Below are 13,503 nucleotides of genomic sequence, written 5' to 3'. Positions count from 1 at the left end.
GCGTCACTCTCCGTGGGTTGTGGTGCGGTTGTCGCGCAACAGGTGCCACTGCACCTTGTGGGGGGTGAAATGCTCTGCCGCTGCACGTTCCCACAACGGCGTGGGATGGTCACCAACGATGAAGATGTCGGTCGGCGGCAGGTTCGGGTCTGTGGCAATAGACGCGACGCCGTCAAAAACGTCAGCCCACAGCTCGGTCAGCTCGCAGACTTTCGTATTGGCAATTTCAGCTGCGTCACTGCCGCATTTGAAATTGCCTCCCTGCTTAGGCACGTAAGGTATATGGGAATTTAGTGTCAGCCAGTATAGGAGTTTCCGCTCAGCCGGGTTTGTCGTCAGCCGGTCGCGGACGGCACTTGCAATGTCGTTGTCGCACAGACCCGTGAAAACGCTGCCGCAGCGCTGGTGAAACCTATTGCTGTCGGTCGCAAGGCCTTCAAGGAAGTGCGATTCGAGAAAACCGATTCTTGGATACCACTTGTCCCGTTCGAACATCCTCTGCGAAAAGCCGTGATAGGAGATTGTTCGATAGCCCCGATCAGCCATGGCGGCCGGAAAGCAGTCGTAGCTGGTCCGGCGAAGATAATCGGTGTGATCGCCCCATTGTCCGCAGAGTTCGCGGGATTCAGCGCCCGTAGTCGAACCCTCGAAGTTGCTGAGGCCACTTGAAAGTTCATAGCGCCCGGTATCCAGTGCTGGCTGCAGACGCCGTGAAAGAATTGCAGTGTGCTCAGGGCTGGAGAATGCGCCAAGCCCTTCCACCATTACGAACAACAAGTTGCGACCACCATTCGCTACAGCGGCGGCGTCGATACCATTGATCGAGAGTGCGCTTTCAAATGAGTCAGCAGGTTGCTTCAGGAAAGGGCGATTGATATGGCGCTCCAACATCACCACGCTGAAAGCGACGAGAGCCCCTGGCAGTAGCGATGCGCCTCGCAATACCTGTCGATTGTGATTCACGAGGCAGGCGATTGCAACGCCATTCGCGATAAAGAGGCTGATCACGACGACGTAAAATACGGAAGAGGTGAGATCCAGCGATGCCATGTAGCGCACCGACTGGATTGCAGCGCCGAGCGGCAGGTGGAACGCTACCATAACCACGAGGCCGAAATCGATGAGGGCAATGAGCGGGAATAGCAGGTAGGCCAACGTAGGTTTGGCGCGCAGCGCGAATAGGCCTCCAATCAAGTAAAGGAATGGCGAAAGCGGTCGTGCGGCCACATAGAACGGCAAGACCAGCAGCATCATCAGATTAGGCGCTAGGCCGAGGATGAGCGCCAAGCGCCACGCCCTCGCACTCCAAAGTGAGGGGAATGACCGTGCCGCCATTGAGGATATCGCTTGCGAAATCATATTCTCTCCCACGTGACTAGGAGAGGGCGTAACAGAACTGTCTTTAAGCTAAGTTACCAGTATGGCGAGCAAATTCCTTGTCGCGCAAGATGTAGGGTTGTGGATCCCGCGGAGATTGGACGTTCTTACTTGAACAGAATCCTATGTTCGAGACCTAGCGGGTCGGCACCGGCACGTCGCCGCGGTAGTCGTAGAAGCCGCGGCCGGACTTGCGGCCGAGCCAACCAGCTTCGACGTATTTTACCAGGAGCGGGCAGGGGCGGTATTTCGAGTCCGCCAAGCCGTCGTGCAGGACCTGCATGATCGACAGGCAGGTGTCGAGACCGATGAAGTCGGCGAGCTGCAGCGGACCCATCGGGTGGTTGGCGCCGAGCTTCATGGCGGTGTCGATCGCCTCGACCGTGCCGACGCCCTCATAGAGGGTGTAGATCGCCTCGTTGATCATCGGCAGCAGGATGCGGTTGACGATGAAGGCCGGGAAGTCTTCGGCGACCGTGACGGTCTTGTCGAGCGTGCCGACAAATTCCTTGGCGGCCTTGAACGTGCCTTCGTCCGTGGCGATGCCGCGCACGAGCTCGACCAGCTTCATCACCGGAACCGGGTTCATGAAGTGGATGCCCATGAACTTTTCCGGACGGTCGGTCGCAGATGCAAGGCGGGTGATCGACAGCGAAGAGGTGTTGGTCGCAAGCAGCGCTTCCGGCTTCATGATCGGGCATACCTGGCCGTAGATCTTGCGCTTGATGGTTTCGTCCTCGGTGACGGCCTCGATGACGAGGTCCACCTGCGACAGGTCGTTGATGTCGGACGAGCCCTTGATCAGCGCCAGCGCGCTCTTGCGAGCCTCGTCGGTCATCTTGCCTGATGACACCTGGCGGGCAAGGTTGCCGTTGACGGTGGCGAGGCCCGCCTCGATGCGATCAGCGGCAAGATCGTAGATCTGCACCTTGTATCCGGCCATCGCCGAAACATGCGCAATGCCGCAGCCCATTTGCCCGGCACCAATAACTCCGACCGTCTTGATCATCGCGGCGAACATCCATCTTCAAGAATTTTGGCGGCCGTGCCGCCGTCACATACGAAAATACCGGGCCGGTCTGGCCGGCCCGGTAGATTGTTAATGCCAAGTCCGCGCTTTTGCCAGCCCTTTTCCTTGAGGCTCGGGAAGTGCGGTTGGCGAATGGTTACAGCGCCTTTTCGAGCTCCGGCAGGGCTTCGAACAGGTCGGCGACGAGGCCGTAGTCGGCAACCTGGAAGATCGGCGCCTCCTCGTCCTTGTTGATGGCGACGATCACCTTTGAGTCCTTCATGCCGGCCAGATGCTGGATCGCACCGGAGATGCCGCAGGCAATGTAGAGATCGGGGGCGACCACCTTGCCGGTCTGGCCGACCTGCCAGTCGTTTGGGGCATATCCGGCGTCGACCGCCGCGCGCGATGCACCGACGGCTGCACCGAGCTTGTCGGCAACCGGCAGGATCACTTCCTTGAATTTTTCCGACGAGCCGAGTGCACGGCCACCCGAGATGATGATCTTGGCCGAGGTCAGCTCCGGACGATCCGACGACGACAGCGCGTCGGCAACGAAGGTCGACAGACCCGGATTGGCCGCAGCCGCGATCGTCTCGAGCGAAGCCGAGCCACCTTCGGCAGCGGAGGCGAACGAGGCGGTGCGCACGGTGATGACCTTTTTCGCTTCCGTCGTCTGCACCGTCTGGATGGCGTTGCCGGCATAGATCGGACGCTTGAAGGTATCGGACGAGACCACCTCGGTGATTTCGGAAACCTGGGCAACATCGAGAAGCGCTGCAACCCGCGGCAGGACGTTCTTGCCGACCGAAGTGGCAGCAGCAAGGATGGTGTCGTAATTGCCCGACAGCGAAACGATCAGCGCCGCCAAGGGTTCGGCCAGATTGTTGGCAAGGCTTGCATCCTCGGCCACCAGCACCTTGGCAACGCCGGAAAGCTTGGCGGCCTGGTCGGCAGCCGCCTTGGCACCGGCACCGGCCACCAGCACATGCACGTCGCCGCCGATTTTGGCGGCCGCCGTCAGCGCCTTTGCGGTCTGGTCGGAAAGGTGGCTGCCGTCGTGGTCAGCCAGAAGCAGAATAGCCATGGTTTTGTTCTCCCTTTCGGTTCGAGCTCAACGATCCCTTGGCGATCGGAGCTCAACGGTTCTGACGTGGTTCATGCGTTTGTCCGCAAACCGGTTCCCACTTTGCGGAAGCATGAACTAGAGCACGCCGGCTTCGGTCTTGAGCTTTTCGACCAGTTCGGCCACCGACTTGACCTTGATGCCGGCCTTGCGGCCTTCCGGCTCCTCGGTCTTCAGCACCTTCAGCCGCGCGGTCGTGTCGACACCGAAGTCGGCAGGGGTCTTTTTGTCGAGCGGCTTCTTCTTCGCCTTCATGATGTTGGGAAGCGAGGCATAACGCGGCTCGTTCAGGCGCAGGTCGGTGGTCACCACCGCCGGCAGCTTGATGTCGATCGTCTGCAGGCCGCCGTCGACCTCGCGCGTCACCCTTGCTGTGCCCTCTGGTGCCTTGCCGTCACCGATCTCGACCTTGGAGGCAAAGGTGCCCTGGGCCCAGCCCAGAAGCGCCGACAGCATCTGGCCGGTCTGGTTCGAATCGTCATCGATCGCCTGCTTGCCGACGATGATCAGCCCCGGCTGTTCGGCCTCGGCCACACCCTTGACGATCTTGGCAACAGTGAGCGGCTCGACCTGGTCGTCGGTCTCGACCAGGATCGCCCGATCGGCGCCCATGGCGAGCGCCGTCCGCAGCGTTTCCTCGGCCTTGGCCGGACCGACCGAGACGACCACGACCTCGTCGGCCTTGCCGGCTTCCTTCAGCCGCAGCGCCTCTTCCACCGAGATCTCGTCGAACGGGTTCATCGACATCTTCACGTTGGCAAGCTCGACACCCGAGCCGTCAGCCTTCACCCGGATCTTGACGTTGTAGTCAACCACCCGCTTGACCGTCACAAGTATTTTCATGGATTCTTCCCTCCAAGAGCTTTCGCAGGAAAATGCGCCTTAACGGAGCCGCCTGATTGTCGGTTGGCGACATCGATACGCGTTTTTTCTCCAATTACAATCACTGTGCATGACGCTAAATCGATATAATCCCGAGAATTGGAATAACGTTTACGTACACGTAAGAAAGTGAGCTGACAAGACCTCTTCGCAGATGCGGCATGACGGTTCTTTCGCGATCATGCGGCGACGATCAAGCCTTTGAAATGGTGACGAAACCGGGGCGCTGGAAATGCCAAGCCGGCGGTTTCAAACGGTTGGTCGACCCCAGGGTGTCGGCGGCTTCCGCGTTTCCGGCGTGGGTTGCGGCGTGACGACGACGGACTCCACCTTATGCTCGACGGCGCGCGGCGTGACGATCGTCCGGTCGAAGAGCGGCACGCCGCGGCGTCGCAAAATGACCACGAGGACAAGCCCGGCAACGATGCCGCCGACATGGGCGCTCCACGAGACGCCGCTGCCCGGATCGACCACCAGCATGAAGAATTGCTGCCCGATCCAGAAGGCGAGCGGAATGGCCGCCGGCAGGGGCAGGGGGATGCGGAAAAACACCAGCACCCAGACGCGCACCTTCGGATGCAACAGGAAATAGGCGGCGACCACGCCGGAGATCGCACCCGATGCGCCGATTAGAGGCGCTTCCGATGCCGGGTCGAACAGGCCATGGGCCAAGGCCCCGGCAGCGGCACAGGCAAGGTAGAACAGCAGAAAGCGAAAGTGCCCGAGCGCATCTTCGACATTGTCGCCGAACACCCAGAGAAACAGCATGTTCATCGCCAGATGCATGAAGCCGCCATGCAGGAAGGAATAGGTGATGAAGGTGAAACCGTCGGGCACGATGATCAGCGACGGATCGAGCTGGGCATAATCGAAGATGAGCGCCGGGATATAGCCGAAGCCCAGAAGCGTCGCGTTGGCGAACTCTTCCGTGGCGATCGGCCCGGTTATCAGCCAAACAACGATGTTGATGACAATCAGGCTGATCGTCACATACTGAACCTTGATGTGCTTCAGGGTGTTCTTATCGTGAAGCGGTATGAACATGCGGTCTCCCGAAGCGTGATTCTACGGCGCCGCGCCTGTCCAGACGCGCAATGGTCGCCGTAACACTTTGTTTTACTGCACAGTCTCACCTTTTAATCGAGCCCGACTTAAGGGTGAGATTGTGCAGTGGGGAAACGTTATCTGTTTTTGCCGGGAATCCAAAGGACGTCGGCATGGCCCTTGTCGTTTGCCCAACGGGCGGCGACGAACAGGAAATCCGACAGCCGGTTGATATATGCGATCGCCTCGCGGCTGACGATTTCGGCTTCGAGCTGGGCAAGTGCCACCATCTGCCGTTCGGCACGCCGGGCGACGGTTCGCGCCACATGCAGTGCGGCCGATGCGGCGCTGCCGGCCGGCAGAACGAAGGAGCGCAGGGGTTCGAGATCGGCGTTCAGCCGATCGATTTCGGTTTCGAGCCAGGTGACTTGGCTTGCGACGATGCGAAGCGGCTCGTATTCCGGCTTCTCGCCGGTGTCGGGTGTCGCGAGATCGGCGCCGAGATCGAAGAGATCGTTCTGGATCCGCATCAAGGTGGCATCGAGATCGGCGACATCGGCGGTGTGTTGCCGGGCAAGCCCGACAAAGGCGTTGGTCTCGTCGACTGCGCCATAGGCATCGACCCTGAGATCGCTCTTCAGGCGGCGCGGACCGGAGACGAGCCCGGTGGTGCCGTTGTCGCCCGTCCGGGTGTAGATCTTGTTGAGCTTGACCATGGTGTCGTCACGTTCCTTAGGCGGGGCGGCCGCCGCCGGTGATCCATAGCGTCAGCATGATCAATACGATCGCGACTGCCTGCAGCAGTACACGGGCCTGCATCAGCTTGTTGGATTTGCTGCTGCTGCCACCCCTCATCATGTTCAAGAGGCCGCGGATCAGAACGATGACGACCAGCCCCATGACGAACAGGGTCAGGCCGGTGACGAAACTGGACATCGAATGCTCCCTTGCGTTTTCACTCAGCCGAGTCGGCCGATAATGCGGTAAAACAATGCTGCCGGCAGGAGCTTCTTCAGGAACGCGCCCTGCTTGGCGGGCCTTGTTACAATATAGTGCGGTTTCGGTCTCTTTGCCGCCAGCGCGTGCTTTAGGACTGCATATACGGCATCCGGTCCAAGCTTGCCCGCGACCGGTTTGCTCTCGCCTTTCAGGCGACGCATCTGCCGCTCGTACTCGGCGCGGTGGACCGAATTCTTCAGGTCGATGAAGCGCTCGATATAGGTCACGGCATTGGCGGTGAATTTCGAGGCGATCGGCCCCGGCTCGATCAGGCTGACCTTGATGCCACTTCCGGCGAGTTCCATTCTCAGGGTCAGCGACAGCGCCTCGATCGCAAACTTCGATGCGTTATAGGCGCCGCGCCAGCGGTAGGGCACAATGCCGAGGATGGAGGAGCATTGCACGATGCGGCCGCTTCCGCGCGCCCGCATGGCGGGGATCACCCGGCGCGTCAGGTCGTGCCAGCCGATGACATTGGTTTCGAGCTGCAGCCGGAGCGCCTCGGTCGGCAGGTCCTCGACCGCGCCGGCTTGGCCGTAGGCGCCGTTGTTGAACAGCGCATCGATGCGCCCGCCCGAGCGCGCCATCACCGCTTCGACCAGGGCGGCGATCGTTTCCGGCTTGGTATAGTCCATCAGGAAGGTCTCGATGCCTTGGCTTTCAAGGGCGCCTCGATCTTCGTCACGGCGCACGGTCGCAAACACCCGCCAGCCGTCCGCATGCAGCGCGTGGGCGCAATGGGCGCCGATCCCGGATGAACAACCGGTGACAATGATTGTGGGACGATCGGACATCCTGTCGATTCCTGTAGCAATCCTGCCCCCGTTTCCCATATTCATCGGCGGGATACAATTGAATTGCGCGAGCCGAAACCCGTGTACGCTGTCGCGGTCGGACGAGCGTCAATGCCATGGAACGGCGCCGCAGGATCCGCATGCGAAGGCACGCGACCGCGGCGCCACTGGGCCGGAGTGGAAATGCCAGCGTTTATTCGCATCACCTGGAAAGTCGTGTTCGATGCGCTATGGCACTTCAGTCTGGACGACGGCTGGGCCATGGCGAGCCATGTGGCGCTTTCGTCCCTGCTTGCTGTCTTCCCCTTCCTGATTTTCGGCACGGCGCTCGGCAGCTTCCTTGGTGCCGATCAGTTTGCCGAGACTGCGGTCCATCTCATTTTCGACGCCTGGCCGGAATCGATCGCTACCCCGATCGCCAACGAGATCGTCCAGGTGTTGACCATTCCGCGTGGCGGCCTGTTGACCGTTTCGGTGCTCGCGGCCGCCTATTTCGCCTCGAATGGGGTCGAGGCCTTGCGGGTCTCGCTCAACCGCGCCTACCGGGTGACGGAAAGCCGCTACTGGTATGTGACGCGCCTTGCCAGCCTCGGGTTTGTGATTGCCGGGGTGCTGATCCTGGCGGCGCTGAGCATCCTGCTCGTCGCCGTGCCGCTGGCGCTTCGTTATGCCGGCGAATGGCTGCCCTGGCTCGACGGCGTGCTGGCAACCGTCGACAACTGGAGTCTGCCACTGGCCCTGGTCGTGGTGACGGGCGGGCTCCTGGTGTCGCATCTCTGGCTACCGGACGGTCACCGCAAAGTGATTGACGTGCTGCCCGGTATTTTCTTGACGCTGCTCTGCTGGACGATCGGCGGCTACACCTTCGCCTATTATCTTTCGACCTTTGCGACCTATGTCTCGACCTATGCCGGTCTCGCTTCGATCATGATCGTACTGGTGTTCCTCTATATGGTCGCGGCGATCTTCATCATCGGCGCAGAGATCAATGCGGCGATCCTCAAATACCGGGTCAAGCGCATGGTGCGGCGCAGCTTCCAGAGCCCCCGCACTACCGAGGACTGAATTCCATCAGAGGACCAAAGCACGGATGTCGGCCGGCGAGCGGCCGGCCTCGCGGAAGGCCGAGATGCCAGTGTCACGATTGCTCTTGGAAAGCTTGCGGCCGTCGGCGCCGAGCAGCAGGCGGTGATGGTGGTAGACCGGCTCCGGCAGGTCCAGCAGCCGCTGCAGCAGGCGGTGCACCGCGGTTGCATGATAAAGGTCGCGGCCGCGCACCACGTGCGTTATGCCTTGCAGTGCATCGTCGACGATAACAGACAGATGGTAGCTCGACGGCGCATCGGAGCGCGACAGGATGATGTCGCCCCAGGCCGCCGGATCCGCCGTTATGAGGCCCGTCTCTCCATCTGGCCCGCTGCCGGTTTCCTGCCAGGTCAGCGGCGGTGCGCCCGCCGCAAGCACCGCCTTTTTCATGTCCAGCCGCCAGGCATGGGGCTTGTCGCCGGCAACGATGGCATTGCGCGCATCGGCCCCCAGATCGCGCTCGCGCTCTGGGTAGAGCGGCGCGCCGTCCGGATCGCGCGGCCAGGCATTGCCGCGGGCTTCGGCATCGGCAACCGCCGCCTTGATCTCGCCGCGTGACAGGACCGAGGGATAGACGAGGCCCATGTCGTTCAGCCGCTGGAGTGCGGACGCATATAGGTCGAGGTGGTCCGATTGCCGGCGCACCGGCTGTTCCCATTCAAGCCCGAGCCAGGCGAGATCGCTAGAGATCGCGGCCTCGAATTGCGGATGGCAGCGCGTCCGGTCGATATCCTCGATGCGCAACAGGAACCGTCCGCCCGACGCTTTTGCCATATCGTGGTTGAGGATTGCCGACAGCGCGTGGCCCAGATGCAAAAGGCCGTTCGGGCTCGGTGCGAAACGGAAAACGGGTTGCGTGGATGACGTGTCTGCCATCGTTTCCCTTTGGCATGGAAGCGGTATAAAAATCATCCGCTTTTTGGAGGCGCCATGCGGATCATCCGAACACATGAGGACATCGAGGCGGGGCTTGCCGGCCTGATGATGCTCGACGCCCGTCTCGAACATGTCGTGGCCAGGGCCGGGCCGGTGCCGCTCAGGCGAACCGACCCAGGCTATCGTGGTATCGCCAGCATCATCGTGTCGCAGATGGTATCGAAGGCAAGCGCTGCGGCGATCTGGAAACGCATGGAAGCCTCGCTCGGCGAGATTACCGCACCTGCCGCCCTGACGCTCAGCGACGAGGATTGCCGGGCGATCGGGCTTTCCCGCGCCAAGGCCGATGCGCTGAGGCGGGTTGCGCAGGTGGTCGTTGCCGGCGAAATCGACCTCGACGCGATCTGCAATGTCGAAGCCCCGGAGGCGATCCGCGAGCTGACGACCATCAAGGGCGTCGGCCGCTGGACGGCGGAGGTCTATCTCTTGTTTTGTGCCGGGCATCCGGATGTCTTTCCATCCGGCGATGTCGCGCTTCAGAACGCGATCGGCCACGGGCTCGGTCTCGAACTGCGCCCGACCGCCCGCGAGATTGATTCGCTGGCCGCGTCCTGGGCGCCTTGGCGCAGCGTCGCGGCACGTCTGTTCTGGGCCTATTACGCCCAAGAAATGCGGCGGGATGCTGTTCCTGTGACACCTTGAAGGAAAAAGCGAATCCGTTGTTCGCTTTTTTCTTTCCGGCTTCACAATCCTGTTGCAACGGGCCTAATATAGAAGGTGCAGATGCCGAATCGATCAGGAGAATACGCTTGACGATTGCAGTCTCACCGCAGGCCTTACCAGCGCTCGTCTTGAACGCTGACTATCGGCCGCTGAGTTATTACCCCTTGTCGCTCTGGTCCTGGCAGGACGCGATCAAGGCCGTCTTCCTTGACCGTGTGATTATCCTTGCGGAATACGAGCATTCGGTCTCCTCGCCCAGCTTCTCGATGCGGTTGCCGAGCGTGGTTTGCCTCAAGAGCTACGTGCAGCCGTCGCGTCATCCGGCGTTCACCCGGTTCAACGTCTTCCTGCGCGACAAGTTCGAATGCCAGTATTGCGGCACGCCCGACGACCTGACCTTCGACCACGTGGTGCCCCGCGCCCATGGTGGCCAGACGACCTGGGAAAACGTCGTTGCGGCCTGCTCGCCCTGCAATTTGCGCAAGGGCAGCAAGCTGCCGAAGCAGGCCGGCATGTTCCCGCACCAGAGGCCCTACCAGCCAACGGTGCAGGACCTGCACAACAATGGCCGGCTTTTCCCGCCGAACCACCTGCATGAAAGCTGGATGGACTATCTCTACTGGGATGTCGAACTGCAGCCCTGAGGCATTTGGACCATTGCTTTCTGGACGAAGTCCGGCCCTGAGCTGGGGCATGGAGCACGCCGCGTGATCCTTCATCATGCGGCGTTACTTTTGGGTCGGCCGTTCCGGCCTCGCAGATCAGGCCTTTGCGGCGCCGCGCAAGGCGATCGCTGCAAAGATCAGGCTGGCAATCACGTTCCAACCGGCAAAGGACAAGCCGAGCACCCGAAGCGCCGCCTCGGTGCAGGACGGGCCGTGCTTGGAATCGAGGTCGCCCAGGAGATCGCCGACATTGGACGATACGCCCTGCGCTGTCGTGGCGCAGGTCGACGGACCTTCCCAGAAGCCCCATTCGGCGCCCGAGTGATAGACGCCCATGCCGGCGCCGACGAGCATCAGGATGCCGATCGCCAGAAGCAGGGTGCGCGTCGTCCAGGTCGGCAGCTTCAAGGCGCTGGTGATAACAGCCAGAATGCCGAGCGGAATGCCGTAGTAGTAGGGATCGCGCTGCAGCAGGCAGAGCGCACAGGGGATATATCCGCCGATATGCTCGAAACCGAGCGCACCGCCGACGGTCGCCGCCATGCCGAGCGTCAGGAGAACGGCGATGAACAGGTGGTGGCGGGTAGCGGTGGAAGCGTCGATCATGCGTACCTCATGCTGGAAAGCATAACGGATCAGTATCCGGCATATGCTGCATTGCAACTGAATAAGGCCTTCTTAGGTGCGACGGCGCGTGCTGTAAATCGCGTCCTCTGCGTCATGTTTGCACGCTTTCGTGATTGTCGCTCCGCCAAGCCGTGTCGCGATCTCTTGGGATCGCTTGCCGCACGTTTGCGTTCCTGCTTTTGTGCATGCCGTAGTCGCAAAACCGGTGCACACTTTTGGGCGACGTGCTTTCGTTGAAATTGATGGTTGACCACGGCAAAAACCTTCGTGTAAATCCCAGCCGCTGATATCTTATATCCCTGAGCCCCATTGGCGGAATTGGTAGACGCGCTCGACTCAAAATCGAGTTCCGAAAGGAGTGCTGGTTCGACCCCGGCATGGGGCACCATCACTCAGTTTTTCCCGCACCGGTCGATCCCGCATCCCATCTTTGACGTCCGTGAGTGGCGAATCTGTCTACTGCCCGCTTGATGCGAGCCACTGCAACAGGGGCGCCATCGGCAACATCCTGCTGACCATCCTCGGGCCTGCAATCGTGGCGCTGACATAGACAGTGAGGTCGCCCTCGTCATGCCGGGTCATTGAACAGAGGCGGGCGAAGATGTTAGGTGCAGTGCAGCAGAAGTCTGTTGCGGCGGGGCCATGTTACCGACAATCGAGAATTACGACGAACTCTACGGCGCTTTCCAGTGGCAGATCCCCGAGAAGTTCAACATCGGCGTTGCGGTGAGCGATGCCTGGGCGGCAAAAGAGCCGGAGCGCATCTGCCTTCAGCATTTCAACCCGGATGGCGGCCATCGAACGCTGACTTACGGCGCCTTCTCCCAGCAATCCTCGGCCTTCGCGCGCGGGCTTGAACGCCAGGGGATCAGGCCGGGGGACCGGGTGGCGATATTGCTGCCACAAGGGTTCGAGGCTGCCATCGCGCACGCCGCCATCTACAAGCTCGGCGCGATCGCCCTGCCGCTGGCCCTGCTGTTTGGAGTAGAGGCGTTGGAGTACCGCCTGCTGGACGCAGGTGCTGCGGCAATCGTCACCAATGCTTTCGGTCATGAGCGGGTCGCGGCCATCCGTGACCGGCTGCCGGATCTACGGCTGGTCGTGCTGGCCGGCGCCGAACGCGTTCCCGGCACGCTCGACTTCACCGACCTTGCCTCAGGCGATGCCGATGGTTTTGTTGCCGCCGATACCACGCCCGACGATGCGGCATTGATGATCTACACCTCAGGGACGACAGGGCCGCCCAAGGGCGCGCTGCATGGCCACCGGGTGCTGCTCGGCCATCTGCCGGGGTTTCAGTTTCACCATCATTTCCTGCCGCAACCGGGTGATCGGATGTGGACGCCTGCGGACTGGGCCTGGGCGGGCGGATTGCTGAACGCGCTCTTGCCTTCGCTGCTGCTCGGCGTCCCCGTCGTCTCGTCACCGGCGCAGAAGTTCGATCCGGACACCGCCTTTCGCATTCTGGAAGAGATGGATGTCCGCAACGCCTTCATTCCGCCGACGGCGCTGCGGCTGATGAAGGCGATCGAAATGCCACGCGAGCGATATCGTCTCAACCTCAGAACCATCGGCTCGGCCGGCGAGGCGCTCGGGCGCGAAACCTTCGAATGGGCCAGGGCCGCGCTCGGCCTCGATGTCAGCGAGTTCTATGGCCAGACGGAGTGCAACATCGTCATTTCGTCCGCCGCTGATCTCGGTGTGGTAAAGCCTGGCTCGATGGGCAAGGCGGCGCCGGGGCATCGCGTGGCGATCATCGATGCCGACGGCCGGGAGTTGCCGGCGGGAGCCGTCGGCCAGGTGGCGATCCGACGGCCGGATCCGGTGATGTTTCTCGGCTACTGGAAGAACGACAAGGCCACCGAAGCAAAGTTCATCGGCGACTGGATGACAACCGGCGACCAGGGCGTGATGGACGGCGAAGGTTATTTCACCTTCTTCGGGCGCGATGACGACGTGATCACCTCTTCGGGCTATCGCATCGGTCCTGGAGAGATCGAGGACTGCCTTGCCGGCCATCCGGATGTGCAGCTGGCCGCGGCCGTCGGAAAGCCCGACGCGCTGCGCACGGAAATCGTCAAGGCCTATGTCGTTCTGAGACCGGGTGTGGCTGGCGACGAAAAGACGGCCCAGTCCGTCCGCGACTGGGTGAAGACGCGGCTGTCGATGCACGAATATCCGCGCGAGATCGCCTTCGTAGACAGCCTGCCGCTGACGACATCGGGCAAGGTCATTCGCCGGTTCCTGCGCGAGCGGGCAGCGGCGGAGCCGCCGCACTCACCCTCGGCCTGAACG

General features: G+C 61.5%; 14 protein-coding genes and 1 tRNA gene. 5 read left to right on the top strand and 10 right to left on the bottom strand.

The features are described from left to right. Positions 1 to 3: 3 nt before the first annotated feature. The 8 genes from C6558_RS28985 to C6558_RS28950 form a co-directional block, all read right to left on the bottom strand. A complete protein-coding gene (locus C6558_RS28985) occupies positions 4 to 1,287 on the bottom strand; it encodes a sulfatase-like hydrolase/transferase (protein WP_158071676.1) in 1,284 nt (427 codons plus the stop codon). Positions 1,288 to 1,513: 226 nt separating this feature from the next. Then, on the bottom strand, positions 1,514 to 2,386 hold the full coding sequence (locus C6558_RS28980) for a 3-hydroxybutyryl-CoA dehydrogenase (protein ID WP_038576434.1): 873 nt from the start codon (positions 2,384 to 2,386) through the stop codon (positions 1,514 to 1,516). A gap of 157 nt (positions 2,387 to 2,543) precedes the next feature. Beyond that, positions 2,544 to 3,473, bottom strand: a complete 930-nt coding sequence (locus C6558_RS28975) for an electron transfer flavoprotein subunit alpha/FixB family protein (protein WP_107028036.1) — start codon at positions 3,471 to 3,473, stop codon at positions 2,544 to 2,546. 117 nt (positions 3,474 to 3,590) lie between these two features. Beyond that, the gene (locus tag C6558_RS28970; protein WP_107028035.1) at positions 3,591 to 4,355 is read right to left on the bottom strand and encodes an electron transfer flavoprotein subunit beta/FixA family protein; all 765 of its coding nucleotides are present in this window, start codon (positions 4,353 to 4,355) and stop codon (positions 3,591 to 3,593) included. A gap of 288 nt (positions 4,356 to 4,643) precedes the next feature. Then, the gene (locus C6558_RS28965) at positions 4,644 to 5,438 is read right to left on the bottom strand and encodes a rhomboid family intramembrane serine protease (protein WP_025424628.1); all 795 of its coding nucleotides are present in this window, start codon (positions 5,436 to 5,438) and stop codon (positions 4,644 to 4,646) included. 137 nt (positions 5,439 to 5,575) lie between these two features. Then, positions 5,576 to 6,154 carry a cob(I)yrinic acid a,c-diamide adenosyltransferase gene (locus C6558_RS28960; RefSeq protein WP_025424627.1) on the bottom strand — a complete coding sequence of 193 codons (579 nt, stop codon included), beginning with the start codon at positions 6,152 to 6,154 and terminating at the stop codon, positions 5,576 to 5,578. A 16-nt stretch (positions 6,155 to 6,170) separates the two neighbouring features. Next, complete coding sequence (locus C6558_RS28955; RefSeq protein ID WP_025424626.1) at positions 6,171 to 6,374, bottom strand: twin transmembrane helix small protein; 204 nt, start codon at positions 6,372 to 6,374, stop codon at positions 6,171 to 6,173. A 23-nt stretch (positions 6,375 to 6,397) separates the two neighbouring features. After that, positions 6,398 to 7,231: an SDR family oxidoreductase gene (locus C6558_RS28950; protein ID WP_025424625.1), complete on the bottom strand. Its 834-nt coding sequence runs from the start codon at positions 7,229 to 7,231 to the stop codon at positions 6,398 to 6,400. A 183-nt stretch (positions 7,232 to 7,414) separates the two neighbouring features. Here C6558_RS28950 and C6558_RS28945 point away from each other — a divergent pair, with 183 nt between their 5' ends. Then, positions 7,415 to 8,296, top strand: a complete 882-nt coding sequence (locus C6558_RS28945; RefSeq protein ID WP_025424624.1) for a YihY/virulence factor BrkB family protein — start codon at positions 7,415 to 7,417, stop codon at positions 8,294 to 8,296. 6 nt (positions 8,297 to 8,302) lie between these two features. On the opposite strand, the gene gluQRS is transcribed toward C6558_RS28945, so the two are convergent. Then, complete coding sequence (gluQRS, locus tag C6558_RS28940; RefSeq protein WP_025424623.1) at positions 8,303 to 9,193, bottom strand: tRNA glutamyl-Q(34) synthetase GluQRS; 891 nt, start codon at positions 9,191 to 9,193, stop codon at positions 8,303 to 8,305. Between the two features lie 54 nt (positions 9,194 to 9,247). Here gluQRS and C6558_RS28935 point away from each other — a divergent pair, with 54 nt between their 5' ends. Together C6558_RS28935 and C6558_RS28930 are read left to right on the top strand one after the other, a co-directional pair. Further along, the gene (locus C6558_RS28935; protein WP_025424622.1) at positions 9,248 to 9,895 is read left to right on the top strand and encodes a DNA-3-methyladenine glycosylase; all 648 of its coding nucleotides are present in this window, start codon (positions 9,248 to 9,250) and stop codon (positions 9,893 to 9,895) included. A gap of 107 nt (positions 9,896 to 10,002) precedes the next feature. Then, positions 10,003 to 10,560 (top strand): HNH endonuclease, encoded by a 558-nt coding sequence (locus C6558_RS28930; RefSeq protein WP_025424621.1) that lies wholly within the window; start codon positions 10,003 to 10,005, stop codon positions 10,558 to 10,560. Positions 10,561 to 10,677: 117 nt separating this feature from the next. Here C6558_RS28930 and C6558_RS28925 read toward each other — a convergent pair whose 3' ends face one another. Continuing rightward, positions 10,678 to 11,187 (bottom strand): disulfide bond formation protein B, encoded by a 510-nt coding sequence (locus C6558_RS28925; RefSeq protein ID WP_025424620.1) that lies wholly within the window; start codon positions 11,185 to 11,187, stop codon positions 10,678 to 10,680. Between the two features lie 324 nt (positions 11,188 to 11,511). Between C6558_RS28925 and C6558_RS28920 the strand changes: the two genes are divergently transcribed. After that, a tRNA-Leu gene (locus C6558_RS28920) sits at positions 11,512 to 11,596 on the top strand. Between the two features lie 254 nt (positions 11,597 to 11,850). Further along, positions 11,851 to 13,500: an AMP-binding protein gene (locus tag C6558_RS28915; RefSeq protein ID WP_057210239.1), complete on the top strand. Its 1,650-nt coding sequence runs from the start codon at positions 11,851 to 11,853 to the stop codon at positions 13,498 to 13,500. Positions 13,501 to 13,503: the final 3 nt, after the last annotated feature.

Origin of the sequence: Ensifer sp. NM-2 (genome assembly GCF_003024455.1) — a bacterium.
In the GTDB taxonomy this organism is placed as follows: domain Bacteria; phylum Pseudomonadota; class Alphaproteobacteria; order Rhizobiales; family Rhizobiaceae; genus Ensifer; species Ensifer canadensis.
Note: the sequence above shows the minus strand (reverse complement) of the source record. Positions and strands in the feature narration are given on the sequence as shown.

Bases quoted from the DNA above. Each gene is read 5' to 3' on its own strand.
- C6558_RS28915 (WP_057210239.1), top strand. From the start codon at position 11,851: ATGTTACCGACAATCGAGAATTACGACGAACTCTACGGCGCTTTCCAG.
- C6558_RS28965 (WP_025424628.1), bottom strand. From the start codon at position 5,438: ATGTTCATACCGCTTCACGATAAGAACACCCTGAAGCACATCAAGGTT.
- C6558_RS28935 (WP_025424622.1), top strand. From the start codon at position 9,248: ATGCGGATCATCCGAACACATGAGGACATCGAGGCGGGGCTTGCCGGC.
- C6558_RS28945 (WP_025424624.1), top strand. From the start codon at position 7,415: ATGCCAGCGTTTATTCGCATCACCTGGAAAGTCGTGTTCGATGCGCTA.
- C6558_RS28925 (WP_025424620.1), bottom strand. From the start codon at position 11,187: ATGATCGACGCTTCCACCGCTACCCGCCACCACCTGTTCATCGCCGTT.
- gluQRS (WP_025424623.1), bottom strand. From the start codon at position 9,193: ATGGCAGACACGTCATCCACGCAACCCGTTTTCCGTTTCGCACCGAGC.
- C6558_RS28960 (WP_025424627.1), bottom strand. From the start codon at position 6,154: ATGGTCAAGCTCAACAAGATCTACACCCGGACGGGCGACAACGGCACC.
- C6558_RS28950 (WP_025424625.1), bottom strand. From the start codon at position 7,231: ATGTCCGATCGTCCCACAATCATTGTCACCGGTTGTTCATCCGGGATC.
- C6558_RS28955 (WP_025424626.1), bottom strand. From the start codon at position 6,374: ATGTCCAGTTTCGTCACCGGCCTGACCCTGTTCGTCATGGGGCTGGTC.
- C6558_RS28980 (WP_038576434.1), bottom strand. From the start codon at position 2,386: ATGATCAAGACGGTCGGAGTTATTGGTGCCGGGCAAATGGGCTGCGGC.
- C6558_RS28970 (WP_107028035.1), bottom strand. From the start codon at position 4,355: ATGAAAATACTTGTGACGGTCAAGCGGGTGGTTGACTACAACGTCAAG.
- C6558_RS28975 (WP_107028036.1), bottom strand. From the start codon at position 3,473: ATGGCTATTCTGCTTCTGGCTGACCACGACGGCAGCCACCTTTCCGAC.